The sequence below is a fragment of the Micrococcaceae bacterium Sec5.7 genome (assembly GCA_039636785.1).
GTDB lineage: Bacteria > Actinomycetota > Actinomycetes > Actinomycetales > Micrococcaceae > Arthrobacter.
Genome location: CP144169.1, coordinates 3,300,676 through 3,326,135 on the forward strand (window position 1 = coordinate 3,300,676; position 25,460 = coordinate 3,326,135).

Here is a 25,460-nt window from a genome sequence, read left to right on the forward strand (position 1 = left end):
GCTCAGGCTTTAAGAACGGAGAGCACGTTGCCGGCCGGATCCTTGAACCACGCGATGTCCGGACCGTTGCCGCGCATGATGCCCTTGGGATAGACAATTACCTTGGTCCCCTCTGGCAGTGTGAGCTCAAGTGTTCCCATTTCGCTGTCCGAGACGGCCAGACCCAGGGTCTCGCCGTAGAACGTTTTGGCCACGCCCAGGTCATCAACACTGAAGCCTGGAAACGATCCCTTGGGAGTGAACACCGGGTCCTCCTTGCACGGGTAGGTGATACCGATAACTCCCAGAATGGCACAACCAGGGGTCCGTGACGAGGGTTTTTCGGGGTGTCCGCCGGGGCCCTGCCGGAGGGTGGAAGCGAGTGTCCCGCTAGGGTCTGTCCATGGATGAAAGCTTGGGGAAGTTCATCGACGAATTCGCGCAACTTGTGCAGCTGGCGCAGGCCGGGCAGCACGCGAAGTCAACCGCAAAGCAGCTGCTCGCGGCGGTCACTGAGCACCTGCACGTCCCGGCTGAGGGGCTCGCGGTTGTGGTGGAGGACATTCCGCCGCATCGTTTTGTGGATGCGGATATTGTGCTGGCCGAGATCGCCGGGGCGCGCGAGCTGGTCCGGCGGGCCGTGGTGGCCGCGGCCCTGGAGGGCGTCCCCGTTTCCGACAGTCATCTCGGATCCGCGGTTGAGGTACTGATGGCCGACGGCGAGGCCGTCACCCGCCGCCTGCTCGGCAGCGGCGCCGGACCCGAAAGCGGCGCCCCGGGGTTTGCAGGACCGGGGTCCTCCGCCACGGGCTTCCCCGGGCCGGCAGCAGGGAAATAGACCTCGCGATGTCGCAGGCGAGTTGCTCCGAGGGTTAGGATCTACTGCGGCCGCCGGCCAGCCGACAGGAGTCCTCCAGCAGCTCGGCCAGCTCATCCAGCTCGATCCGCTCCAGCCGCACCAGCACCAGCTGCGGCGAGCGTGCGTGGTGCGGGGTCCAGAAATACGTCGCCGGGTCCGTCCCGGCGAGCGCCTCACGCTCTTCAGTTTTGACCGTCAGCACGCCGTCTTCCCAGATTCGCGCCATAAGGGATTTGGCGAACCAGGCCGGCTGGTTCCAGCTGGGGCGTTCGGTGACACCGGGCAGTGCCAGGCAGATCCGCCGGACGTCCTCTTCGGTGGCCAAGGTGCTACGCCCCCGAAGTGTCAGGCTTGGAGAGCTTGCCGGTCACGTCTTCGCCCGGAATCCGGGCCGTCCGCCAGGTGTCCAGCGCGATCACGGCGCCCACCACCACCAGGGAGAGTGACACCGAGGCGAGCGCGTCGCTGAGCCAGTGGTAGCCGAGATAGAGACGGCTGAGGGCAGCAAGAACCACTCCGATTCCGGCGCCTATGAATCCCGCAACGGCGGCACGCGGGTGTTCCAGACGGGAGAACACCAGGAAGGCGGTCACCAGCAGGAAATCGGAGGCACCCAGCACATGGCCCGAGGGGAAGGAAAATGTGGAGTCCGCGCCAAACAGCATCAGGTCCTCGGGCGGCCTGCCGCGCCCCACGGAATGCCCGATGAGCTGCGCCAGCCCAACGCCTGTCAGCATCGCCGCAGCCAAAAGGACGGGACGCCACGCATGTTTGGCGGCAATCCCCCAGGCCACGGTCACCACCAGCACGATGATGGGCAGAGCCACCGGCCCGAAGATCACGGCAAGGAAAATCATCACGGCGGTGAGCGGCTCGGAGCGCAGGCCCAGCAGCCAGGTGCGCGCCGGTTCGTCCACGACAGTCAGCCCGTTCTTCTGCAGAACACCGGCCAGCGCGAGGAAAAACAGCACCGCACCGATCAAAGCGAGCACAACGGCGGTGCGGTAGAGGACCTTCCGCGCACTTGCGCTCATTGAGCGTTCCTCCACCACAAATTTGTCGCGGACCACCCGCCACCAGCTTGCCTGGCCGTCTGATTTTTCTGCCACCGGTTTCTCTATCACTGTGGAACCCGCCTGTGCGCCGTTGAATCTCTGCCCTTCGCTGACAATTATCCCCGTATTGCGAGTCTGGCGCAGCGGCAACTCCTCATTGGGTAGTGATCAGCGCCAGCGCCGTGCTGCGGATCCAGGATTTCCACACGCACGACGGCGGCGGCTGCCAGATTCTGCAGCGCCAGCTTCAGCGGCCGGACAGTTCCGGTCTGCTGGGTCCGGTCTGCCACCTCGCGTGAATCGAAGGACGCCGGCACACTGACTGTGACGTCATCCGGGTAGTGGCAAACAATGGCGGCGATCCGCCCTGAACCGAAATGCCGGGTCACCGTCAGTTCGTCACTGCGGCTGAGCAGCTCGTCGCCCAGCTGATGCAGCATCCGGTACGCGTGGAACGTCGGTTGCACCACGCCCGGAAGGCTGATCATGCCTAATCCTCCGTGGACGAGCTCGTCCCCGGCCCCGTTTTCCTCGAAGACATCCGTGAAGGTCCAGTAGGCCACCGAATCAACCCGGCCGATGGACGCGAGCAAAGTCCGTGCAACATATGTGGCAGCCGGCACCCGGTCGTGGGCATGGTCCGCGCGGACGACGACGAACTCCACCTCACTCCCCTGCCGTCGCCACATGGAGCAGCAGAGCACCCCGGTCTTAGGACCGGGGTGCTCTGCTGCTCCCACCGCGCTTCTGGCCGCGCATCGAGACGTGAGGTCTCGGCACTTTCCTTAGCGGAGTGAGCTGACCGGCGCCACTTCGACGAGTGGGTATACTCCGTTTTCGTCGTGGACCTCGCGTCCAGTGACCGGCGGATTGAACACACAGGCCATCCGCAATTCCGACTTGGCCCGGACCGTGTGCTTCTCATTGCCGTCCAGAAGGTACATGGTGCCGTCCCTCAGATCGTGGACGTCGCCGGTGACCTCGTCGGTCAGCGTCCCCTCGCCCTGCACGCAATAGACGGCTTCCACGTGGTTGGCGTAGTGGAAGGTGGAAGTTGTGCCGGCGTAGATGACAGTGTCGTGGAACGAAAAGCCCACACCTTCCCCTGCCAGGATCATTCGGCGGCTGCGCCAGGTCTCAGACTTAACGTCGCGGTCGGTGTCGTTCAGATCGGTCAGGTTGGTGACAAACATTAGCAATCCTCAATCTGCTCGGTTTATTTGACGCTGTACGGAGTGTCTCAGGGCGCTCCGACGAGTTCCCGGACTTCCGTGGCGGCGCGGGTGGCCTCCATCAGGATGTCGAGGCCGCGGTCCAGGTCCTCGGCACTGATGGTCAGCGCGGGCATCAGCTTGATGACTTCGCTCTCAGGCCCGGAAGTCTCCACCAGCAGTCCGTGCTCGTAGGCTTCCGCGGCGATCTTCCCCGCTGTTTCCGCATCAGGGAAGATCACGCCGGCCAGCAGCCCGCGGCCCCGGACCTTGGCGCCTTCGACAGATGCGGCGATGCGCCCCAGTCCTTCGTGCAGCTGGACAATCCGCGCGCCCACCTGCTTCTGGAAGGCGCCGTCACGCCAGTAGGTTTCCAGTGCAGCGGTACCGGTCACGAATGCGGGGTTGTGGCCGCGGAAAGTGCCGTTGTGCTCGCCCGGGGACCAGACGTCGAATTCCGGACGGAACAGGGTCAGTGCCAGCGGCAGCCCGTAGCCCGAAATGGACTTGGACACGCAGACGATATCCGGGGTGATGCCGGCCTCTTCGAAACTGAAGAAGGTTCCGGTTCGGCCGCAGCCGGCCTGCACGTCGTCGACGATCAGCAGGATTTCATGCTTCTTGCACAGGTCCGAGAGCCCGCGCAGCCACCCGGCCCGGGCGGCGTTCAGGCCGCCTTCGCCTTGGACGGTCTCCACGATCACGGCGGCAGGCTTGTCGACGCCGGAACCGCTGTCCTCAAGCACGCGCTCAAGCCACAGGAAGTCGGCCGTCTCGCCGTCGAAGTAGTCGTCGTAGGGGATCTTGGAGCTGTTGGTCAGCGGGATGCCGGCGCCCATGCGTTTCATGGAGTTACCGGTGACGGAGAGGGATCCCAAGGTCATTCCGTGGAAGGCGTTGGTGAAGCTGAGGATGTGCTGGCGGCCGGTGACCTTGCGGGCAAGTTTCAGCGCTGCTTCCACGGAGTTGGTGCCGGTGGGTCCGGGGAACATGACCTTGTAGTCGAGGTTCCGCGGCTTGAGGATGACGTCCTGGAACGTCTGCAGGAACTTCCGTTTGGCGGGAGTCTTCATGTCCAGCGAGTGCACCACGGCCCCGCTCGCCAGGTATTCGAGGAGCGGCTGCAGGAGTGCGGGGTTGTTGTGGCCGTAGTTCAGCGCACCGGCTCCTGAGAAGAAATCCAGGTAGGTCCGTCCGTCCTCGCTGGTCAGCGAGCTGCCGTGGGCGCGCTCGAAAACGGCGGGCCAGCTTCGGCAGTAGCTGCGAACTTCGGATTCAAGTGTTTCAAAAATGTCTGTCATGCGAAAACTTCCTTCGTATAGGGCGGTCTTGTTCAGCCCAGCGGACCGATACGGTAGAGAAACTCGGTGTCATGCCCGTCCGGGTACAGGTCGCGAGTGAACAGCGGCTGATGTTCCAACGCCGCCTTGCGGCGTGCCGCGAAACCCGTAAACAGTCGGATTGAGGCTTCATTGTCGGCGGTGATAGTGGTTTCAACACGGTGGGCGTCCACCTGCAGCGACAGGCGCTCAAGCATGGCGGCGGCCAGTCTCCTGCCGCGGAAAGCCTCGTCCACGGCCACCTGCCACACCATCAAGGTGCCGGACTCATCGGGACGCATGTAACCGGTGATGAAACCGGCCGGTTCTCCGTCGACCGTGGCCACGATCGACGTGGCAGCGAAGTCGCGGCACCAGAGCAGGTAGGAATAGGACGAGTTCAGGTCCAGGACTTTAGAATTCCTGGCCATGCGCCACAGGGACTGCCCGTCGTTCAGGGTCGGTTTACGGAATTTTGCTTCGAGCCTCGTGCTGGTCTGGAGTTCTGCGAGTTGTTGAACCATCTGTTCCAACCTAGCGACAATCGAGGCGTTATCAACCGGGTTTCGCCGGATTTGACAGCTATCCGGCCCCGGAGCACCCCGCGAACCGGCAAGGGCAATTCGGCCGCTGCCCTTATGTCAGCTACGGTGTACCGGAATGACGCCGGCGGTAAATCGCCCGGGATTTTTCGTTACCGTTCTGTGACATTTCGAATATGACGGAGATCGTACAACGCCCGATCTGAACCACTGTCGCCCCGTCCGGCTGCCGACGACTCGTGGCCCGAAGGGCGGCTCCCGGGATGAAAGCGCAATCCTTGAACAGCCTTGAATTACACCATGGGCCTTCCGCCGAGCCGGTCCGAACGCATCTGCAGGCTGACTGCGGCAACTGCTTCGCGCTGTGCTGCGTGGCGCTTCCGGAGCTCGCGTGAGGCGCCGGAAACCGCCGGTCAGATGTTCAGCGCGTTCGGCATCATGCGCCAGCTCCACGAACTCCTCTGGTACCTGTCCGACGCCCTGGCTTTGGATAGTGCCGCACCGCTCCATGTTGAGCTGCGGCGCTCGCACGACGAAACGCTGCGGCTCACGCTGCTGAACCCGGAGGCGCTCCAGGACCTGGATCTCGGCGCCCATCGCGGCGGCGTGAATGCGCTGCTCTTGCGGACCAGCGAGCTGGTCCGTTCTGAACGTCCGACGGCGGGCAACAACCTCCGCGGGGCGGACCTTTCCACGAGCCTGTTTCTCACCCAGCCGCGGCTGAATGCGGCAAAGGGCGACGGCGGCACGCGGCTTCCGTCGTGGCTGTCACGTCCGGGGCACTGGGTCTGCTGACGGTACTGTCTTCAGTGTTGGTCACCAGTCATGCACCGTTCCGTCTACCAGGCGGTTGTAGGGCAGGTAGGCCTGCTGGTAGGGGTAGGTGCCGGCTGCTTCCTCGTTGAATTCGACGCCGATGCCGGGCGCCTCGCCCGGGTGCAGGTAGCCGTCGGTGAAGGTCATGGACTGCTCGAAGACGGTGTTGGTGGCCGGGGAGTGCGGCATGTATTCCTGGATGCCGTAGTTGTGGATGGCCAGGCCCACGTGCAGCTGCGCGGCGAAGCCCACCGGGGAGATGTCCGTGGGGCCGTGGAAACCGGACTTGATCTGGTACTGCGCCGCGAAGTCCATGACCTTCTTCAGCGGCGAGATCCCGCCGAAGTGCGTGGACGCGGCCCGGACGTAGTCGATCAGCTGTTCCTTGATCAGGCTCTGGAAGTCGTACACGGTGTTGAAGATTTCGCCGATGGCCAGCGGGGTGGTGGTGTGCTGGCGGACCAGGCGCAGGGCCTCCTGGTTTTCGGCCGGGGTGCAGTCCTCGAGCCAGAACAGGTCATACGGCTCCAGCGCCTTGCCCAGCTTCGCGGCCTGGATGGGCGTCATCCGGTGGTGGCCGTCGTGGAGCAGCGGCAGCTCCGGCCCGAACTCGTTCCGGACGGCCTCGAACACGCCCGGCAGGTGGCGCAGGTACGCGCGGGTGTCCCAGTCCTCCTCGACCGGGAACGCACCGCGGCCGGCGGGCTCGTAGTCGTAGCGCTCACCGGAGGCCTGGGCCTGCGCGGCCACACCGTAGACGGCCTTGATGCCGGGGACCGCGGTCTGGATCCGCACCGACTTGTAGCCGAGCTCCAGGTGCTCACGGACGGAATCAAACAGGGACTCCGTGTCGGAGCCGGACGCGTGGCCGTAGGCGCGCAGCCCGTTCCGGGACGCGCCGCCGAGCAGCTGGTAGACCGGCATCCCGGCCACCTTGCCCTTGATATCCCACAACGCCATGTCCACAGCGGCGATCGCGGCCATCGTGACCGGGCCCCGGCGCCAGTACGAACTGCGGTACAGGAACTGCCAGGTGTCCTCGATCCGGTGCGGATCCTTGCCGACCAGCAGCTGCGCCACATGCTCCTTCAGGTACGCGGCAACAGCGAGCTCACGGCCGTTCAGCGTCGCATCACCGATGCCCGTCACGCCATCATCGGTAGTGATCCTCAAGGTCACGAAATTCCGGGAGGGACTCGTCACGAAGACTTCCGCGGCAATGATTTTCACAGCTGTTCCAGACTTTCCATTGGGGTCAAAGTAATGAGGGATGGACGGTGATTCTCGTGCCGGCAGGCTAGCGCTGAGTGGTTCCGGCGGCGTGGTTTCCCAGCAACGCCAACTCATTCGGGTGAGGTAGGCCTTCCCAGTCACCGGCCGTGCTGACGGCAAACGCCCCTGTCACGGCTCCGCGCATCAAGCGCTCTGCTACCGGCTCACCTTCCAGCATTGCGGACAGGTAGCCAGCGGTGAAGGCATCCCCGGCGCCCACGGTGTCAACGCTGGTCACCGGCACTGCCGGCACATCCCACCGGCCGGACCGCGTGTGAACGCCGGCTCCGGCTGCGCCGCGCTTAACCACCACTTCTTCGGTGCCCTGTTCAAGGAGCCAGTTGGCCATGCTCACCTCAGAGGGCTCGGATTGTCCGGTGTAGCCGGGCTGGTCCGGATCATGAGCCACAAGATCCAGCTCGTCGTCGGACGCGATCAGAATGCGGGCATGCCGCGCCAACGGCATAAGCACTGCGCGGGCTTCTTCCCTGGACCAGAGTTTGGCACGGTAGTTGACGTCGAGGGAGACCACCATTCCCTCGCCGGCCGCACGCGCGGCCGCGTACTCCACGGCCCGCCGCGATTCCGGGCTGAGGGCGGCGGTGATACCGGTCAGGTGCAGGACCCGGGCGCCGCCCCTCAGGGCCCGGTCCACGTCCTCCCGGCTGAGGGTGGAGCCCGCGGATCCCGCACGGTAGTAGAAGGCCCGGCTGACGTCCGCCGTGCGCTGTTCGAGGAACATCACCCCGGTGCTGCGCCCGGCGTCCTCCCGGTGGTGCAGCCGGATGCCCTCGGAGCGCAATTGCCGGAGGATGAACTGGCCGTGCGGATCCGCGCCCACCACCCCGGCCCAGGTGACGCTGTGGCCCAGCCGCGCGACGCCGACGGCCACGTTCGATTCCGCCCCGGCCACGTGCATGCTGAGGCTCCCGCCGACGGAGAGCGGGCCGGCGGACCGCAGCGACACCATGGATTCGCCGAAGGTCAGGAGGTCGACGGCGGCCGTCACCGCAAGCTCTCCGCTGCCATCCGGCGACCGTTTTCGGCTGCGAGGGCCACGAAGGCCCGCGCGCGGTCCCGGAGCGCGGCGAGGTCCCCGCCCGAGGCCGCGTCCCCGATCAGCGGGCCGCCCGGCCCGACGGCGACGGCCCCGGCCGCCCAGAACGCCGGGGCTTCGGACAGGCCCACGCCGCCGACGGCGATGAAGGGGATCTGCGGGAACGGGTCGCGCAGGGCCTTGAGGTACGAGGGACCGCCGACCGACGCGGGAAACAGCTTCACGGCTGTCGCGCCGCGGGTCATCGCCTGGTGCGCCTCGGTGGGAGTCAGTGCTCCGGCGAGCACGGGCAGCCCGAGGCCTGCTCCGGTTTCGATGGACTCTGCCAGCGCCGGGGTGACGATGAACTGCCCGCCGGCAGCGACGACGTCGTGCACGTCCTGTGCGGTCAGCACCGTTCCGGCGCCGACCAGGCAGCCCGCCGGGGCGGCGTCCCGGATCTGGCGTATGGCCGCGAGCGCGTCCGGCGTCGTCAGCGCGACTTCCACGTAGCGGAAACCCTCCGCCATGACGGCGAGCGCGGCGCGAGCCGCGGCGGCCCCGTCGGTGCCGCGGACGATCGCAACGAGCCCGGACTCCTTGAGCCCGTGCAGGAACTGGTCAGGTGTCATGTTGTTCACCATTCTGCGTAGGAGCCGTCGGGGTGCCGCCACACGGGGCCGCGCCAGGCGTGCCCGCGCTTGTCCGCGGCGCGGACCACGGCCTCGTCGATTTCGATCCCCAGGCCCGGGCCCGTCAGGCGTTCGATGTACCCATCCACGAACTTCAGCGGGGACTTGTCCACCACATAGTCCAGGACTTCGGCGCCCTGGTTGTAGTGGATCCCGATGCTCTGTTCCTGGATCAGGAAGTTGGGCGTGGCGAAGCCGACCTGGAGGCAGGCGGCGAGCGCCAGCGGGCCCAGCGGGCAGTGCGGCGCCAGCTGGACCTCGTAGATTTCGGCCAGCGAGGCGATCTTGCGGACCTCGGTGATGCCGCCGGCGTGGGAGAGGTCCGGCTGGGCCACGGCGATGCCGGCCTGCAGTGCGGGCAGGAATTCCTGCCGGCTGTATAGCCGCTCACCGGTGGAGACCGGCGTCGTGGTGCTGGACGTGAACTCCCGCAGCAGGTGGGTGTTTTCCGGGACCATGGGCTCTTCGAGGAAGAAGGGCCGGTACGGCTCCAGGAGCGGCGCCACCCGCCGGGCGTTGGCCAGGCTGAAGCGGCCGTGGAAATCGACGGCGACGTCGCGGTGGTCGCCGAGGACCTCGCGGGCGGCGGCCACCCGGCTGACGACGCCGTCGAGCTCCGCAACAGTGGCGATCGGGCTCATCCGGCCGCTGGCGTTCATCTTGACGGCGGTCAGCCCCGCCTCCAGCTGCGCGCTGATGGCGTCGGCCACCTCGTTGGGCTCATCCCCGCCCACCCAGCCGTACATCCTGATCCGGTCGCGGACGTGGCCGCCCAGGAGCTGGTGGACGGGGGTGTTGAAGTGCTTGCCCGCGATGTCCCACAGCGCCTGGTCCAGGCCGGAGACGGCGCTGGCCAGGATGGGGCCGCCGCGGTAGAAGGAGCCCTTGGTCATGACCTGCCAGTGGTCCTCGATCCGGAGCGCGTCGTTGCCGATGAGCAGCTCCGAGAGCTGGCCGACGGCGGTCCGGACCGTTTCGCTGCGACCCTCGCAGCTGGCCTCGCCCCAGCCGACGATCCCGCTGTCGGTCTCGATGCGGACGAACAGCCAGCGCGGAGCGACGAGGAAGGTTTCAATCCTGCTGATGAGTGTCATTGCTGCCTAGCCTTTGGTCGCGCCGGCGGTCATGCCGGACACGATGTATTTCTGGGTGAAGAGCGCAATGATCATGATCGGGATGGTGACCACCGTGGCGGCGGCCATCAGCCCGCCCCAGTCGATGCTGGCGTAGGAGACGAAGTCGAAGATCGCCACCGGCAGGGTCTTGGTCTTGGATCCGGAGAGGACCAGGGCGAACATGAAGTTGTTCCACGAGAAGATGAAGGACAGGATCCCTGCTGTCGCCATGCCCCCGGCAGAGAGAGGAAGGGTGATGCGGCGGAACGCGCCGATGGGGGTCAGCCCATCAACCTGGGCCGATTCCTCAAGCTCCAGCGGCATGGAATCGAAGTAACTCATCATGATGTAGACGATCAGTGGAAGCGCGACAAACATGTGGCTGAGGATCAGCACCTCGAAGCCGCCCACCATTTTCAGGTTGGAGAACACGTAGTACCAGGGCACAAGCAGCGATACCCCGGGGATGACGCGGGCCATCAGGACCACAAGGGCCGAGCGGTGCATCGTGAATCGGCTCATGGCGTAGGCGGCCGGGACTCCGAGGACCAGCGAGAGGGCGGTGGAGACGAACGCTACCCAGAAGCTGTTGAAGATAAAGACGAAGTAGTTGTTCCGCTGGAGTACGTTGGCGTAGTTCTCGCCCGTGGGCGTAAAGAGGAACGACTTGCCGGTGTCGTAGATGTCAACGTTTGTTTTGAGGGAAGCCAGAAGCATCCAGAACAGCGGGGCGACGAGGAACAGCACCACCGCCACCAGGGCGACGACGCGGAAGACCTTGTAGGCGCGGGTGCCCAGGGGCTTCCGGCGGAGATTCCGACGGCGCGGGGCCGGCGGGAGTTCGCGGGCGGAGGCAGCGGTTTTCTTGGGTTGGGTCAGGACGGTCATTTGCTTACCGCTTTCTTGCGCATGGTCAGCAGCCACATGGAGCCGATGATGATCATGAAGAACAGGATCAGCACCGCGGAGGACAGCCCGTACTGGTTGTAGTCGAAGCTCAGCCCGTAGGCGTAGACGTTGAGCGTCTCCACCTCGTGGAAGGAGCCGCCGCCCTTGCCCTTGGTGGCGTAGAGGATGTCGAAGGTCTTGAGGGCGTCGATGCCGCGGAGGAGGATGGCGACGATCACGGTGGGCATCATGAGGGGCAGGGTGATGAAGAAGAAGCGCTGGACGGCGTTGGCGCCGTCCATCCTCGCCGCCTCGTCGGGCTCCTCGGACAGGGAGGTCAGTCCGGCGAGCAGGATCAGCACCACCATGGGGGTCCACTGCCACACGTCCATGAAGATGGTGGTGCCCAGCGCGGTGTCCTGGCCGGAGAGCCACGGCTGGGCGGGGATGCCCACCAGGGCGAGCAGCTGGTTGACGAAGCCGATGTTGGGGTCGAAGATCAGCCGCCACATCATGCCGACAGCCACCGGGGTGGCGACGAGCGGCATCAGGATGGCCACGCGGACCCATTTTTCGCCGCGGAAAGGGCGCCACAGCAGGAGCGCGATCCCCATGCCCAGAACCACTTCACACATGAGGGCGACGCCGGTAAAGGACAGCGTGCGTCCGACGGCGGGCCAGAAGCGTTCGGCATCGGAGAGGACCGTGAGGTAGTTCTGCAGGCCGACGAACTCGGATGCCGCGCGGACGGATCCCTGCGAATCCGTGAGGCTTAGGTACAGCGTCCAGGCCAGGGGGAAGACGATCAGGACGCCCACGAAGATCATGGCGGGTGCCGCGAAGAGCCACTTGCGGTGCCGGTTGGCCCAGGAGGAGAAGTTCTCACGCGCAGCGGGCGCACGGTTGGCGCTTCGGGGAGGCGCGCTGCGGGGAGTGGTCAGTACAGACATGGTTCACCTAAGGAGTCGGGGGTGAAGTGATGCGGTGGCCGCAGCGCGACGGCGGCAGGCCGGCGTCGCGCTGCGGTTTGCCGTTATTTCTTTTCGCTGTCCAGGAACTTCTGGAAGGCATCATTCGCCGTGTCGGCGGCGGCCGAAGCGTCAGCTCCGGTGATGGTGGAAACGATCGGTCCACCCACGATTTCTCGGGCCTTGCCTACCGTGACAACCTCGGGACGGTCATGGCCCACACCGGCCTTGGCGCTGGCTGCGATAGCCTCGGCCAGATCCTTGGGGTAAGTGGAGGTACCGGCGGGGTCAGCCCAGACCGAGGCGCGGGGGCCGGGGACGCCGGCCTCCTGTGCAGCCAGGGTGCGTTCCTTGCTGGTGGCCCACTGGATGAACTTCCAGGCGTTGTCCTGGTTGCTCGAGGCCTGGTTGACGGCCAGGCCCCACGACGGGATGTTGTACGGCTTGGAGCCAGCCGGTCCGGCGGGAAGCGCGGCGAAGCCAACGGTGTCCGCGACCTTCGACTTGGCCGGGTCCGTCGCGTTCTTGTAGAGCGAGTCCGCCTCGGTGTAGAAGGCGGCCTTGCCCTGGGTGAAGATTGCCATGGCCTCGGGCCAGCTCATGTCCGTGCTGACGTTCTTGGGGCCGTAGTTCTTGATCAGGCCGCCGTAGTAGGCGTAGGCCTTCTTGGCGGCGTCGCTGCCGACGGCGGACTTGCCGCTGGCGTCGGTGAAGTCACCGCCGAAGCTGTACAGGAAGCTGGAGAACTGGGTCACGGCGGCGGATTTGCCGGTACGTGCCACGAAGCCCGCGGTGTCCGGGGAGGCGGCCGCGATGCTCTTGGCCGCCGCTTCGAGCTCCTCCATGGTCTTGGGAACCTCAAGGCCGGCGGCCTTCAGCAGGTCCTTGCGGTAGTACAGCACTTCGCGCTCGGTGATGATCGGGACGCCGACGACCTTGCCGTCTGCGCTGGTGGCCTTGACCGGGCCCTCCTGGTAGTCCTTCCAATCCCAGGTGGCGTCTTGGGAGACCTTGTTCGTCAGGTCCGCGAGGTAGCCGTTCTTGGCGAATGCCTTACCCTCCTGGAGCGGGCGGTACATCATGACGTCGATCTCGTCGCTGCCTGCGTTGAGCTTGACGTTGTACTGGTCCGAGAGCTGGTCTTCGCCGAGCTGGGTGAGTTCGACCTTGAGTCCAGTGGACTTCTCGAATTCCGGGATGGCCGCCTTGATTCCCTCGGTCCACACGTGGTTGGCGAGGGTGACCCGGACGGTTCCTGCTGCCTTGGCGTCGCTGCTGCCGCTGCCGCCACCGCAGGCAGTCAGCCCCAGCGACAGGGCCGCGGCAACGGCCGCATACTTCACAATTGAACGCCGCTTCATTACGACTCCTTTGGGTCTTAGGGCTGGCGAAAACGTCCAGCCGTCCGCAAATGCATCTTTACATCTGCTCTGGAAGAGAGCTTAGGTAAATAAAGCAGACTTAATCAACCCCTTGGAGGTTATCGGTATGATTTATTTATGAAACCTCCAAAGGCGGAGCCCTCTGCGGACCTGCACTCGGCGCTCGTGCAGAGCCTTGGCCTTGCAATCACAGACGGCACGCTCGCGGCACACACCATCCTGCGGCTCGACGAGCTGGAGTCGAAGCACAAGGTGTCCCGTTCAGTGGTCAGGGAAGCCACCCGTGTGCTCTGCTCCATGGGGATGCTCGAGTCCCGGAGGCGGCTCGGCACGGTGGTGCAGGCCGAGGACCACTGGAATCTCTTTGATCCCCAAGTGATCCGGTGGCGCCTGGCCTCCTCCGGCAGGCTCGAACAGCTGCGGGCACTGAACGAATTGCGGGGCGCCGTGGAGCCGCAGGCGGCCAGGCTCGCTGCCAGCCGTGTCACTCTCGATGCGGGAAGCGAGCTTGTCTCGCAGGCGGCGCGGCTGTGGGCCGCCGGCCAGCGCGGAGACCACGATGAGTTCCTGCGGTTGGACATCGAATTTCACGCCTCGATCCTCAAGGCCTCGGGTAACCCGATGTTTTCCCAGCTCCACAATCTGGTCAGGGAAGTCCTGACCGGGCGCACCGAGCATGGCCTGATGCCGCACCTTCCCCACCACGAAGCCCTGCAGCTGCATGTTGACGTTGCCAGCGCCATCCAGCGGGGCGAAGCGGCCGATGCCCATGCCGCCATGAGCAGGATCGTCGAACAGTCCACTGAGGAAATGGCTGACATTTGGTCAGAACACCAGGCTGGCGAGGCAAAGCGTCCGGGACCAGCCCCAGGGCCCGTCCGGTAGCGGACATTCCGGGACGCAGGCGCAGTAGCGCCCTCTCCGCGGTGACGGACAGCAATAGCAGGGAGGCCGACGCGCGGCTGTCTACTGCCGCCGTCGCACCCCCCTTTTCGGTGGTTCGGAATCGCCTAGCGGCCGCCCTCGAGCTTTCGGCCGCGCTGTTCCTGCGCCATTGGCCCATAGGGGTAAACGCCGACGCGCGGCTGGCTGGCCTCCGTCAGTTCCTGGATTTCCTCCTGCGTCAGCTTCAGATTCGCCGCCGCCAGGTTGTCCGCAAGCTGCTCCGTGGTCCGTGCTCCCAGTATCACGGACGTCACGGCCGGACGGTCCGCCAGCCAGGCCAGCGCCACCTGCGAAGGGCTCACGCCATGGCGCCCGGCGATTTCCTCCACTTCCTCGACGACCTCCCAGGTACGGGGATCGGCGTTCCGCGCCTTCCACGCCTCCATGCCGCGCTTGGGATTTTCGCCCAGACGGGTTGCTCCTACGGGCGGCTGGTCGCGCTTGTACTTGCCCGAGAGCCACCCCCCGCCCAGCGGTGACCACGGCAGCAGGCCTATCTTGGCATCCAGCGATGCCGGGACGATTTCCGATTCGATCTCCCGAACCAGCAGGCTGTACTGCGGCTGGAGGGTCACGGGCGCGCTCCAGCCGTGGGCTTTGGCGACGTGGACGGCTTTGGTCAGCTGCCAGCCCAGGAAGTTGGAGAAACCGTAGTAGGCGATCTTCCCGCTGCTCACGGCATTATGCAGGAACCGGAGCGTTTCCTCGAGCGGAGTGACGGGGTCCCACGCGTGCATCTGATAAAGGTCAACCTGCTCCACGCCCAGGCGGCGCAGCGAGTCATCCAGGGCGCGGGTCAGGTGCCGGCGCGAGGTCCCGACGTCGTTGGGAGCCTGGCCCATCGGGAAGCGGCCTTTGGTGGCGAGGACAGCCCGGTCCTTAACTTCCGGCCGTTTGGCCAGCCACCGGCCGATGATTTCCTCGGATGCCCCTGAGCTGTAGACATCGGCGGTGTCGATGAAGTTGCCGCCGGCGGCGAAGTAGTCATCCAGGATGGCGTGCGACGCCTCTTCGGTGGCCTCGGCCCCGAAAGTCATGGTGCCCAGTGCGTAGTTGGACACCACGGCCCCGCTGTTTCCCAGTGTGCGGTATTGCATACGTCTCCTCAGTCCTTCAGTCTTCGGTGGGCGTGGTGCGGTTGGAATGGTAATCCCGCCAGCTATGCTCCGGCGAGAACCCCAGGAGGCGCCGCGCCTTGTCGATGGAGAGCATGGTTTCATGCTCGCCGAGCTCCTTGGTCACGCGGACGTCCGGGAAGACCTCTGCGGCGAGGCCTGCACTGGACCGGCCCATCACCGTGTCCGCCGCGGCGATGATGAAGGCCTCGAACCCGGGCTTGCCGTTCTCCAGTGCACGCACCACTGCCTGCGCGCCGTCGCGGCCGTCGATGTAGCCCCAGAGGTTCCACTTCCGGAGCATCGCGTCAGCATCGAAGGACGGGAATTTCTCATAGTCTCCCGGATCCATGACATTGGAGAACCTCAGCCCGACGATGCTCAGCTCCGGGTCCCATCGCGTCAGCTGGATGGCCATCTGTTCTTCCAGGTGCTTCACCAGCGAGTACGTGCTTTCCGGCCGGGCCGGGTATTCCTCATCCACCGGGATGTAGGGAGGGTCGACGTCGAACGGCAGTCCCAGCACCGTCTCACTGGACGCGTACACAATTTTCCTGATCCCTGCCCTGCGGGCGGACTGGAAGATGTTGTAGGTGGACAGCATGTTGTTCTCGAACGTGGCGGCGTCGGGGATGATGCCGGGGGCGGGAATGGCGCCGAGGTGCACGATCGCGTCGAACCCGCTGTGCCGGTCATCCAGGCCGAGAATCACATCCAGCACCTGCCCGTAGTCGCGCAGGTCAACCACGGCCAGGGCGGCGCTCCGCTCCCCTGCACGGTCCAGGTTCAGCACCTCGTGGCCGTCCCCAGTAAGCCGGCGCAGCACGCTCCGGCCCAGCTTTCCGCTTCCGCCGGTAACTGCAATTCTCATCGGGACTCCTCAGGATTTGTTGGGCATGTGGCCGCTTCATTCCAGACTAGGGGCGCCGGACCGCGCCCGCAGCCTTTCTGGCAGGCCCTGTCAGTCCTAGGAACGGGCCTCCCCTGCGGCGTCCCGGGGCGGGGCATTGATTTCCCTGGGCGGGGCAGTGGATTCCCGGATGACCAGCCGGGTGGCCAGCTCCACCCGGCGCGAGTCCAGAACATCGCCACGCGCCTGCCGCAAGACAAAACGCAGGGCGGCACGCCCCATCTCCTGCAGCGGCTGCGACACCGAGGTCAGCGGAGGTACCGATTCCTCGGCCTGATAGGTTCCGTCGAAGCCCACCAGGCTCGTCCTCCGGTATGCGGAGGCCCTGCCGCCGTGCCTCGGCGAGGACACCCAGCGCCATGCTGTCACTCGCCGCGAAGATTGCGGTAGGCCGGCTCTCCAGCTTGAGCAGCGCCTTCATGCCGCGAACTCCGTGCTCTGGCCGGAAGATGCCAGGAATGATGTACTGCTTCCTCGACCGTCACCCCTTGCGCCATCAGCGCCGCCATATAGCCGTGCAGCCGCGCCTGGCTGCATTCAGCCGTTTCCGGCCCGCCCAGGTAGGCAATCCGGCGATGCCCCAGCTCAAGGAGGTGGGCGGTGGCAGCCTTGCCGCCGGCCCAGTTGCTGGCCCCGACGCTGACGACGTCCCCCCGGCGGCGGGTTGAGGGGATCGATCGCCACAACGGGAATGCGGCGCCGGTGCAAGGCGTCCATCTGGCGGCCCCAAAGGCGGAGGTCACCACGATCATGCCGCTGCGCCCTTCATCGAGCATCCGCTGCGCCCGCCTGGCGGACGTCCCCCACCCGACCCGGCGTCGGTGTGGCGCGCATGAATCGCCCGGATCCCCTGGACGAATTAGGTCCCGTTCATCATGCACGAGTTAGTTTGCTTTGGATACCAAATGGCTGGCTTGTGGTGTCACCGTCAGAATTGCGTGCTTCATTGTGTGCTCACAGAGCCCGCTGGTGCCAGCATTAAAATTCCAATCGCCGGGGATCGTTGACGCCGAGGGAGTTCCCAAAATGCGTCCTGTCGGGCTGACGGTCAGGGGCGGATAATTGGACACACGGGAGCCGTAACGGACAACGGAGGACACCATGCGGGTGGGATCTATCATCGGAACACTCTTGATCATCTGGCTGATCATCGGAGCCGTTGCTGCAGCACAGCGGGGTTACTTCGGCGGCGTTCCGGACTCCTGTGCCCAAGCCGGCACGGTGGCCGTGACAATAGTCGCCGGCCCGTTGAACTACACGGGACTCAACCCGAAGGTAGCCTGCGATATCCCTCAGCCGTCCCAGTAGACCGGCACCAGGGCGCTGGCCTGGCCGGCCCTTGGCTAGGCGTTGGCCAGTGCGGGCTCCGTCGGTTCCTGATGCCGGTGCCCCTTGGGCTTGCCGAACCTCAGGTACAGCGACGGAACCACGAACAGATTGAGCAGCGTCGAGGTCACCAGCCCGCCCAGGATCACCAGCGCCATGGGATGCTCGATCTCGTGGCCCGGAATGTTTCCCAGGACCACCAGCGGAACGAGCGCAAGCCCGGTGGCCAGTGTGGTCATCAGGATCGGCGAGAGCCGTTCCCCGGCGCCGCGCAGCACCAGCTCACGGCCGAACTTCATGCCCTCGTATTTCTCCAGGTGCTGGCAGTGGTTGATGAGCAGGATGCCGTTCCTTGCGGCGATGCCCATGACGGTCAGGAAGCCCACAATGGAGCCCAGCGACAGCACGCCTCCGCCGAGGAAGGCGGCGAACACACCGCCCACAAGGGCGATTGGCAGAGTGAGTATGACCAGTGTGGCCAGCCGCCAGCTTCCGAACGCGACCTGCAGGAGAAGGTAGATCACAGCCAGGGCCGCCAGGGCCAGGGTCAGGAGCACCCGGGTGGCCTCTTGCCGCTCCTCGAACTCGCCCTTGATTTCCGTATGGAAGCCCGGTGGAAGTTCCACCTGGGCGAGGCCCTGTTCCATCGCGGCGACCACAGTGCCCAGTGCCCCGTCCTTCACGTTGGCCTCGATGTCGATGCGCCGGGAGTGTTTATCACGCTCGATCACGTTCGGCGTGGGCTTCATCGTGATGTCCGCAACGTCGGCGAGGCGGATTTTTTGCCCGCTGGGGGTATCGATCGGCAGGTTCCGGATGCTGGTGATGTCGGAGCGGATACTCACGGGGCTCCATACGCGGACGTCGTAGGTCTTTCCGCCACGGTAGAGGTCACCCACTTCTTCACTGGCTACCAGCGTTGCCGCCGCCCGCCGGACGTCACCAGGTTTCAGCCCGTATTTCTGGGCGGTGGTCAGGTCTACCTCGACGTTGATCTGCGGCACGTCCACCTGCAGCGCCGTGTGCACGTCCACGGCGCCCTCGGTTCTGTCGAATATCCCTTGGATTTCCGCGGCTTTCTTGCGGAGGAGCGTCAGGTCGTCCCCGTAGAGGCGTACTACGACGGCGTTGCTGGCGCCGGTGAGAACCTCGCGGATCCTCTCCTTCAAGTAGGTCTGAACATCGCGGTGGATGCCGGGGTAGCCTTCCACCACTTCCTTGACGCTGGCGAGCGTTGCGTTATAGTCCGCGGCGGGGTCGATGCTGATCCAGTTTTCCCCAAAGTTGACGCCCACCACCTCATCGGCCGCGAAGGCCTGGCCGATGTGGGAGCCGCAGTTGCGCACCCCCTTGATGGTCAGGAGTTCTGCGCAGGCCTTCTGGCTGACCCGGTATTCCTCCTCCACGGATGTGCCGGGCTGTGTCACCCAGTGCATCAGGAAATCCCGTTCCTTGAAGTCAGGCAAAAGGGACTGCCCGAGCAAAGGCGCTGTGAGGGCACCGACCGCCGCCATGGCGCCGAAGACCAGGTATCCCGCTCGCGGACGCCGGACGATTTTGCCCAGGATCCAGCGGTAGCCGCGTTTGAGCACCCGCACAAGGGGCGGCTCCTGTTCCTTGAGCGGCACGTTGCGCATGAAGATCAGCGCCAGCGCCGGCGTAACCGTCAGGGCCACGAGCATGGATGCCAGCACCGCCAGTGTGTAGGAAACGGCCAGCGGTCTGAAGAAGGCACCCGTGAGTCCTTGGAGGAAGAAGATCGGTACCGCGGCGGCGATGATGATCAAAGTGGCGTAGATGATCGGTCCGCGGACCTCCAGCGAGGCCTCCAGCACCACGGAGGACGTGGACCGGGTTCCGCCCCCGGCCCGGTGCTGCCTCAACCTGCGGATGATGTTTTCGACGTCGATGATGGCGTCATCGACCACGACGCCGACGGCTATCACGAGTCCGGCCAGGACCATGGTGTTGACCGAGCTGCCGGTGAGATAGAGGACAGACGCCGCAGTCACGAGCGACAACGGGATGGCGATCAGGCTGATGAGGGCTGTCCGCCATTGGAAGAGGAAAGCTCCCAGCACCAGGACCACAAGGATGCAGCCGAGAAGGAGGGCGCGGCTGAGGTTGTCCAGGGACTCCTCAATGAAGCTGGCCGGCCGGAAAATCTCGGTATCGACCGTGATTCCGCTGAGTCCCGGCTGCATCTGCTGCAGCGCCTCCTCCACGCCCCTGGTGACCTCCAGTGTGTTGCCCCAGGGGAGCTTTTCTACGATGAGCATCAGACCCTCGCCCTGATTGATCACGGCGTCGCCGATGAGGGGCTGGTGGTCTTCCACCACGCTGGCAACATCGCCCAGGCGCAGCGGCGTGCCGTTCCGCTCCTCGATGGTGATCTCGGCGAGGTCTTTGGCCGTCGTGATGGGCAGCACGTGCCGGACCCCGAGCCGCTGGTTCGGTGTCCCGATGAAGCCGCCGGTGCCTACGACCGCACCCGGCGAGTATTTGAGCAGACCTGCGTCCAGCGCATCGGCGGTGACTTCCATAACCTGGTTCAGCGTGACGCCCTTGGCCTGCATCTTGTCCGGGATGACCTGCACCTGGAGCATTTCCTTTCGCTGACCCCAGATGGCCACATTCGCCACGCCCGGCACCCTCAGCAGGTGCGCGCGGATCTTCCAGTAGCTGATCATGGACATCTCAATCAGCGAGCGTTCATCCGATGTCAGGCCGATTTTCATGACCCGGCTGGTGGACGAGAGCGGCTGCAGCATCACCGGCGGTGCAGCCCAGGTGGGCAGCGTGGGTGTGACAGTCGCTATCCGTTCAGAGACGAGCTGGCGAGCCCTGATCAGGTCCGTGCCCGGCTCAAAAATGAGCACGATCGATGACAGCTGGGGCACTGACTTGGACCGCAGGTCCTCCAAGCGTTCGACGCCGTTCAGGGCATCTTCGAGCGGAACGGTCACCAACTGCTCCACTTCCGAAGCGGTCAGGCCAATGCAGATCGTCTGGATTTCGACCTTGGGCGGCGCAAATTCGGGAAAGACGTCCACGGAGGCTGTGCTGAGCTGGACGCCCCCGAACGCCATCATTCCTACGGCGATGGCCACCACCAGGGCCCGGAATTTCAGGCTGAACCCGACAATGCGGCGCATGTCAGTGCGCCGTGTTGAATTCGGCGCCGAACAGTTCCGCGGCGCCTACGGTGACAACGTCAGTTCCGGCTGCCGGGCCGGACCGGAGCCGGGCCACGTCGCCCGTAATCCGGTCCACCGTGACGGCTGCCCGGATGTACACGCGAGGTTCGGGATTGGTGTAGACCCAGGTCCCGCCGGAGGCATCATAGATCAATGCCCCGTAGGGGATCTGAAGGTCGCTGCCCGAGCCCTTCGTAACCTTCGCCGTCACCATGCCGAGCCGCTCCACGGCCTTGTCCGTCAGCGTCAGCCGGCTCCGGTCCGGGCCTGCCTGCACCTTGGTGGCCGCGGCCACCCCCTTCGTTGAGGCCCCAGACTTCACTTCGGCGCATCCTGCAAGTCCCACCGACACCATTGGCCAGGCCAGGACGAGATATAGACCCCAGACCAAGCCCCTAACGCCACCATTGCTTTTCATGACAATTCCGACCTCTCTTGCAGAACCGGTCCGTTGTTTATCACCAATGAGCTCCCCCAGTCCGTGTTGGCGGCCGGACCAAAGCGAAGGAACAGGATCGGCAGGATATAGAGGCTGAGGAGGGCCGAGGTGATGAGGCCACCCCAAACGATCAGTGCCAGCGGAAGCAGGATTCCCGCACCAACGGGCCCGCCCAGCAGTACCAGCGGCAAAAGCGCCAGGCCAGTAATGACTGCCGTCAATATTGTCGGCTGGAGTCGTTCGAACGCCGCCCGCTTCATGTGAAGCGCCGGCGGCGCCGACGGCGCCTGGGTTTGCAAGGACTGGTAGGTGCCCATCAGCATGACCACATCCCGGATTGCAAAGGCAAGAACGGCGGCCAGCGCCACCAGCATATACACCGAGCCGAAGCCACCCGCCAGGTCAGCCGCGATGACACCGCCGGACAAGGCGACCGGCAGCAGCACGAAGACCAGCGCTGCGAGCCGCCAGCTGCCAAGGACCGTCAGCAGCAAAATCAGGATGCCGACCGCCGCTGCCGCCGCCAGCCACCAGGTGAGTGCGCCGGCGGCCTGCTGTTCACCGTATTGCGGCGGAATCTCGGCGTGGTATTCCACCGGGAATTGCAGTCCTCTGATGGCGGCCTGGACCTCCTCGGTAACGTCGCCAAGGTTCCGGCCTTGAATATCGGCTACTACGTCCACCCGCCTTGACGTGTCGTCGTGGTGGATAACCGTCTGGTTCGGGCGGAGGGTGACCTTTGCAACGTCGCCCAGCCGAACATGCCCGCCTGCAGGCTTGTTGACCACCATGTCAGTGACGCTGGTCAGGCTGTTGCGCGTGGGCTGCGTACCCTTAACGATGACCTGGAACACTTTCTGGTTCTCGAACAGGTAGCCGACTTCAATGCCTTGGAGGACGGTGGCCGCCGCCCGTCTGACGTCGCCGGGCTTGATGCCTTCCTTTTTAGCGGCCGCCAGGTCCACCTCGATCTCGGCAACGGGCTGATCAACCGTGACATCCACGCGCGGGTCCACGATGCCGTCCGTGCCTGCCAGGATCTGGCGGATTTCGTCGGCCTTCTGGCGGAGAATCTCCAAGTCATCCCCGTAAACGCGCACCTTGAACTGGCGTTCGTCGGCCTGGCTGGCTGCGGAAACCTGCTGCTCCGGGTACGTGGTGACCTCGGCGGACAGGCCTGGATAGCCGTCCACAATCCCTCTGACGTCGGACCGGACCCTGGTGAAATTCGCACCTTCATCCATGGTCACCCAGAGCTCACCTGAACTAACATTCGATGAATTGTCCGACGTGATGGCCCTTCCTACATGGCCACCCACTGCGGAGACGCCTCGAACTGACCTCAGCTCTTCACTGGCGTTGGACATCACCCTGTTCATGACATCGGCGCCTGTGCCTGCGGCCGCTTCCCACTGAACGAGGATGGTGCGGCCAGGGACGGAAGCGACAATCGGCAGCTCCCTTGTGATCCCGGGAACGATCGCAATGACGGCGATGGCCATCACCGCCGCCGTTATCGCGACGACGGGAGCAAGGCCGTCGGTGAAGGACCGCGTGGACCGGCGATATCCGAGCTTCACCTTGCGGACAAACGGCAGGCTTCGCTTCTGCCTCTGGTGGCCGCGCAACAGCAGGCTAGCCAAGGCGGGCGTGACCGTCAGGGCGACGAGCATCGCAACCGCCGTGGCCAGCAGATAGGCCAGAACCAGGGGCTTCAGGAACGCCCCCTCGACCCCGGGAACGAACAGTGCCGGCGCCAGCGCCAGCAACGCGGCCAGGGCGGCGAAGAGGACGGGAACACGCGAACGCTGCAGCCCGTGAGCGAGCACGCCTTCCCGCGCCGCCTTGTCATTCGCAGCTTCCATTCGGAAGCTGTGGAGATCCGTAATAACATCCCCGATGACAACCAACAGGGCCAGGATCAGGCCGGCAAAAGCCATTGTATTGAGCACCGCACCCTGGACCTGCAGCACCAGTGCTGCAGCCATGGAGGCCACGGAGGTAGCAACAAACCCCAGAAGGGCATAGCGCCAGGACCTGAAGGCCAGTCCGATCGCGGCGGTCACCACCAGCAGGCTCACCAGCAGCGCCACGCCGAGATGGCTGACCGCGGCGTCAACGAAGGACGACGGGCGGAAAACTGTTGTGTCCACGGTGATACCCGTAAGACCCGGCTGAAGATCCTGAATGGTCTCTTCAATGTGCCGGGTGACTTCCATAACGCTCGTGTCCGGGAACTTTTCGATCACCAGCAACAGGCCGGGCGTCTTCCCCGTGACGGCATCGCCGATCAGGGGCTGGTGGTCCTCGATCAGAGTCGCGACATCGGCCAGAACAAGCGACGTATCTGCCGCGCCCTCGATGCTGACTTTGCCGAGGTCTGCGGGAGTCCGGATCGGAAGGACGTGCTGGATACCGATCCGCTGATTCGCCGACTCCAGGAATCCACCGGTGCCCGGCGTAGAGGCTTTCAGGAAGCTGAGCGGCGATACCCACACTGCATTGCCGGCCGTCTCAATCACCTGGTTGAGCGTCACGTTCTTTGCACGGAGATTTGCCGGATCCACTTGGACCTGCAGCTGCTGTTCGCGCTGACCGAAGATGGAGACGTTGGCTACCCCTGGAACCCCCATGAGCGCCGGTTTGATGTTCCAGCGGGCCAACACGGACATGTCCATTGGCGAGACCTTGTCCGAAGTGAGCTGGACCATCATGACGCGGCTCGTCGAGGACAGCGGCTGCATCAGCACCGGAGGAGCCGAGACATTCGGCAGGGCGGATGCCTGCGTCAGACGCTCCGCCACAAGCTGCCGTGCCCGGAAGATATCCGTGCCGGGTTCAAACACCATCTCAATCGATGACAGGCCCGGAACCGACGTGGAACGTATCTCATCCAGCCATGCAACCCCGTTGAGCAGGTTAGCCTCCATGGGCGAGGTGATGAGTTGTTCGACTTCCACGGCGGACAGCCCCAGTGCTTCTGTTTGAATTTCCACATGTGGCGGAGCAAATTCGGGAAGATTATCCACTGGCATCGACGGCAGGCTCGTTAGCCCGATCCCCAAAATGCCGGCCGCAGCGGCCAAAACGATTAAACGGAATTTAAGACTCCAGCGGACAAGCCAACCGGTCATATCCTCAGCCCCTGTCGCCATCGGCTCCGGCGGCGATGCCCTTGCCGATTACAGCTGCGCCTTATTCAGGAACGTCCGCATCGGCGTCGCTGCGAACGAATGCCGGGTCGCCTCCCTCACCCCTGCGCGTCCGCCGATTCCGCGGCGGACGCCGCTCAAAATGGCGACCGAGGCGGATCGGTGTCCAAGCCAGGAGTCGCTGACTCATGCTTACAGCCGGACCTTGGAAAAACCTTGGCGGTCCGAGGCATCCCTGCCCCTAAAGGTTCCCCAGATATCGGACTACCCACTTGCACGTCTACCTATAGTTGATATCGGAACCACAGAACGCCCGCGCCCACCTCTTCGAAATGGACTGCTGACATGGCTTACATCACCGTTGGAACCAAGAACACCACAGACATCGAGCTCTACTACGAAGACCATGGATCGGGCCAGGCCGTCGTCCTGATCCACGGCTACCCGCTGGACGGATCCTCCTGGGAGAAGCAGACCACGGCACTGCTTGCCGCCGGCTACCGGGTCATCACCTATGACCGCCGCGGCTTCGGGCAATCCAGCAAGACCACCGAAGGCTACGACTACGACACCTTCGCCGGAGACCTCAACACTCTCCTGAACACCCTCGATCTGAACGACGCCGTGCTGGTGGGATTCTCCATGGGCACCGGCGAGGTGGGGCGGTACCTTGGCACCTACGGCTCAGCCCGCGTTGCTAAGGCTGTGTTCATAGGCTCGCTGGAGCCCTACCTGCTGCAGGCCGAGGACAACCCAGGCGGCGTTCCACAGTCCGTATTCGACGGCCTCACCGAAGCCGTCACCGCTGACCGCTACGCGTTCTTCACCGAGTTCTTCAAGAACTTCTACAACAGCGAAACCTTCCTGGGCACACCGCGCCTGAGCCAGGAGGCCGTCAACGCCAGCTGGCATCTGGCCGCCGGAGCGGGTGCCACAGCCTCAGTGGCAGCTCAGCAAACCTGGCTGACGGATTTCCGCGCGGACATCCCCAAGATCGACGTCCCGTCGCTCATTTTGCACGGAACCGCTGACAACATCCTTCCGATTGACTCCACCGGGCGGCTTTTCGCCAAGGCGCTGCCCAGCGCCGAATATGTGGAGATCGACGGCGCCCCGCACGGCATGCTCTGGACGCACGCCGCCGAGGTCAACGACGCCCTGCTCGGCTTCCTCGGCAGGTAACATTCCGGCCGGCGACGCCCGTTCGGTGCGAGACGCCGATCCCGTGGATCAGACCGTCCG

The 25,460-nt window shown here is 64.7% G+C and carries 26 protein-coding genes; 5 read left to right on the plus strand and 21 right to left on the minus strand.

Annotated elements, in window-relative coordinates; all coding sequences use genetic code 11:
- Positions 1-2 precede the first annotated feature (2 nt).
- Positions 3-245, minus strand: a complete 243-nt coding sequence (locus V3C33_15710) for a hypothetical protein (GenBank protein ID XAS66905.1) — start codon at positions 243-245, stop codon at positions 3-5.
- Between the two features lie 137 nt (positions 246-382).
- Here V3C33_15710 and V3C33_15715 point away from each other — a divergent pair, with 137 nt between their 5' ends.
- Positions 383-817 (plus strand): hypothetical protein, encoded by a 435-nt coding sequence (locus V3C33_15715; protein XAS66906.1) that lies wholly within the window; start codon positions 383-385, stop codon positions 815-817.
- A 34-nt stretch (positions 818-851) separates the two neighbouring features.
- On the opposite strand, the gene V3C33_15720 is transcribed toward V3C33_15715, so the two are convergent.
- From V3C33_15720 to ectA, 6 genes are all read right to left on the minus strand, one after another.
- The gene (locus V3C33_15720) at positions 852-1,163 is read right to left on the minus strand and encodes an MmcQ/YjbR family DNA-binding protein (GenBank protein ID XAS66907.1); all 312 of its coding nucleotides are present in this window, start codon (positions 1,161-1,163) and stop codon (positions 852-854) included.
- Positions 1,164-1,167: 4 nt separating this feature from the next.
- Positions 1,168-1,872, minus strand: coding sequence for a phosphatase PAP2 family protein (locus tag V3C33_15725; protein ID XAS69759.1), 705 nt, complete (start codon positions 1,870-1,872; stop codon positions 1,168-1,170).
- Positions 1,873-2,009: 137 nt separating this feature from the next.
- Positions 2,010-2,558: a hypothetical protein gene (locus V3C33_15730; protein XAS66908.1), complete on the minus strand. Its 549-nt coding sequence runs from the start codon at positions 2,556-2,558 to the stop codon at positions 2,010-2,012.
- A 120-nt stretch (positions 2,559-2,678) separates the two neighbouring features.
- Positions 2,679-3,086, minus strand: coding sequence for an ectoine synthase (locus tag V3C33_15735; GenBank protein XAS66909.1), 408 nt, complete (start codon positions 3,084-3,086; stop codon positions 2,679-2,681).
- A 47-nt stretch (positions 3,087-3,133) separates the two neighbouring features.
- A complete protein-coding gene (gene ectB, locus V3C33_15740) occupies positions 3,134-4,405 on the minus strand; it encodes a diaminobutyrate--2-oxoglutarate transaminase (protein ID XAS66910.1) in 1,272 nt (423 codons plus the stop codon).
- 32 nt (positions 4,406-4,437) lie between these two features.
- Positions 4,438-4,947, minus strand: a complete 510-nt coding sequence (ectA, locus tag V3C33_15745) for a diaminobutyrate acetyltransferase (GenBank protein XAS66911.1) — start codon at positions 4,945-4,947, stop codon at positions 4,438-4,440.
- 318 nt (positions 4,948-5,265) lie between these two features.
- Between ectA and V3C33_15750 the strand changes: the two genes are divergently transcribed.
- On the plus strand, positions 5,266-5,760 hold the full coding sequence (locus V3C33_15750; protein XAS66912.1) for a hypothetical protein: 495 nt from the start codon (positions 5,266-5,268) through the stop codon (positions 5,758-5,760).
- 21 nt (positions 5,761-5,781) lie between these two features.
- Here V3C33_15750 and manD read toward each other — a convergent pair whose 3' ends face one another.
- The 7 genes from manD to V3C33_15785 form a co-directional block, all read right to left on the minus strand.
- Entirely contained in the window at positions 5,782-7,011 is a 1,230-nt protein-coding gene (manD, locus tag V3C33_15755; GenBank protein XAS66913.1) for a D-mannonate dehydratase ManD, read from the minus strand.
- Positions 7,012-7,078: 67 nt separating this feature from the next.
- Positions 7,079-8,062, minus strand: a complete 984-nt coding sequence (locus tag V3C33_15760; GenBank protein ID XAS66914.1) for a sugar kinase — start codon at positions 8,060-8,062, stop codon at positions 7,079-7,081.
- A complete protein-coding gene (locus V3C33_15765) occupies positions 8,059-8,721 on the minus strand; it encodes a bifunctional 4-hydroxy-2-oxoglutarate aldolase/2-dehydro-3-deoxy-phosphogluconate aldolase (GenBank protein ID XAS66915.1) in 663 nt (220 codons plus the stop codon). Before V3C33_15765 ends, V3C33_15760 begins: the two co-directional genes overlap by 4 nt.
- Before the next feature lie 5 nt (positions 8,722-8,726).
- Positions 8,727-9,875, minus strand: coding sequence for a galactonate dehydratase (gene dgoD, locus V3C33_15770; GenBank protein XAS66916.1), 1,149 nt, complete (start codon positions 9,873-9,875; stop codon positions 8,727-8,729).
- 6 nt (positions 9,876-9,881) lie between these two features.
- Complete coding sequence (locus V3C33_15775) at positions 9,882-10,784, minus strand: carbohydrate ABC transporter permease (GenBank protein ID XAS66917.1); 903 nt, start codon at positions 10,782-10,784, stop codon at positions 9,882-9,884.
- Positions 10,781-11,734: a sugar ABC transporter permease gene (locus V3C33_15780; GenBank protein ID XAS66918.1), complete on the minus strand. Its 954-nt coding sequence runs from the start codon at positions 11,732-11,734 to the stop codon at positions 10,781-10,783. Before V3C33_15780 ends, V3C33_15775 begins: the two co-directional genes overlap by 4 nt.
- 83 nt (positions 11,735-11,817) lie before the next feature.
- On the minus strand, positions 11,818-13,113 hold the full coding sequence (locus V3C33_15785) for a sugar ABC transporter substrate-binding protein (GenBank protein XAS66919.1): 1,296 nt from the start codon (positions 13,111-13,113) through the stop codon (positions 11,818-11,820).
- A 138-nt stretch (positions 13,114-13,251) separates the two neighbouring features.
- On the opposite strand from V3C33_15785, the gene V3C33_15790 reads away from it, so the two are divergent.
- The gene (locus V3C33_15790; GenBank protein ID XAS66920.1) at positions 13,252-14,019 is read left to right on the plus strand and encodes an FCD domain-containing protein; all 768 of its coding nucleotides are present in this window, start codon (positions 13,252-13,254) and stop codon (positions 14,017-14,019) included.
- 125 nt (positions 14,020-14,144) lie between these two features.
- Here the strand turns inward: V3C33_15790 and V3C33_15795 are convergent, their stop codons facing one another.
- The 4 genes from V3C33_15795 to V3C33_15810 form a co-directional block, all read right to left on the minus strand.
- The gene (locus V3C33_15795) at positions 14,145-15,176 is read right to left on the minus strand and encodes an aldo/keto reductase (GenBank protein ID XAS66921.1); all 1,032 of its coding nucleotides are present in this window, start codon (positions 15,174-15,176) and stop codon (positions 14,145-14,147) included.
- A gap of 16 nt (positions 15,177-15,192) precedes the next feature.
- Complete coding sequence (locus V3C33_15800; GenBank protein XAS66922.1) at positions 15,193-16,065, minus strand: NAD(P)-dependent oxidoreductase; 873 nt, start codon at positions 16,063-16,065, stop codon at positions 15,193-15,195.
- Positions 16,066-16,161: 96 nt separating this feature from the next.
- Positions 16,162-16,455 carry a substrate-binding domain-containing protein gene (locus V3C33_15805; GenBank protein ID XAS69760.1) on the minus strand — a complete coding sequence of 98 codons (294 nt, stop codon included), beginning with the start codon at positions 16,453-16,455 and terminating at the stop codon, positions 16,162-16,164.
- 14 nt (positions 16,456-16,469) lie between these two features.
- On the minus strand, positions 16,470-16,880 hold the full coding sequence (locus tag V3C33_15810) for a substrate-binding domain-containing protein (GenBank protein XAS66923.1): 411 nt from the start codon (positions 16,878-16,880) through the stop codon (positions 16,470-16,472).
- 325 nt (positions 16,881-17,205) lie between these two features.
- On the opposite strand from V3C33_15810, the gene V3C33_15815 reads away from it, so the two are divergent.
- The gene (locus V3C33_15815) at positions 17,206-17,412 is read left to right on the plus strand and encodes a hypothetical protein (protein ID XAS66924.1); all 207 of its coding nucleotides are present in this window, start codon (positions 17,206-17,208) and stop codon (positions 17,410-17,412) included.
- A 35-nt stretch (positions 17,413-17,447) separates the two neighbouring features.
- Here the strand turns inward: V3C33_15815 and V3C33_15820 are convergent, their stop codons facing one another.
- The 3 genes from V3C33_15820 to V3C33_15830 all read right to left on the minus strand — a co-directional run bounded on the left by V3C33_15820 (position 17,448) and on the right by V3C33_15830 (position 24,221).
- Entirely contained in the window at positions 17,448-20,585 is a 3,138-nt protein-coding gene (locus V3C33_15820) for an efflux RND transporter permease subunit (GenBank protein ID XAS66925.1), read from the minus strand.
- Position 20,586: 1 nt separating this feature from the next.
- On the minus strand, positions 20,587-20,949 hold the full coding sequence (locus V3C33_15825; GenBank protein ID XAS66926.1) for a hypothetical protein: 363 nt from the start codon (positions 20,947-20,949) through the stop codon (positions 20,587-20,589).
- A 92-nt stretch (positions 20,950-21,041) separates the two neighbouring features.
- Positions 21,042-24,221 carry an efflux RND transporter permease subunit gene (locus V3C33_15830; protein ID XAS66927.1) on the minus strand — a complete coding sequence of 1,060 codons (3,180 nt, stop codon included), beginning with the start codon at positions 24,219-24,221 and terminating at the stop codon, positions 21,042-21,044.
- 342 nt (positions 24,222-24,563) lie between these two features.
- Between V3C33_15830 and V3C33_15835 the strand changes: the two genes are divergently transcribed.
- On the plus strand, positions 24,564-25,400 hold the full coding sequence (locus V3C33_15835; GenBank protein ID XAS66928.1) for an alpha/beta hydrolase: 837 nt from the start codon (positions 24,564-24,566) through the stop codon (positions 25,398-25,400).
- Positions 25,401-25,460: the final 60 nt, after the last annotated feature.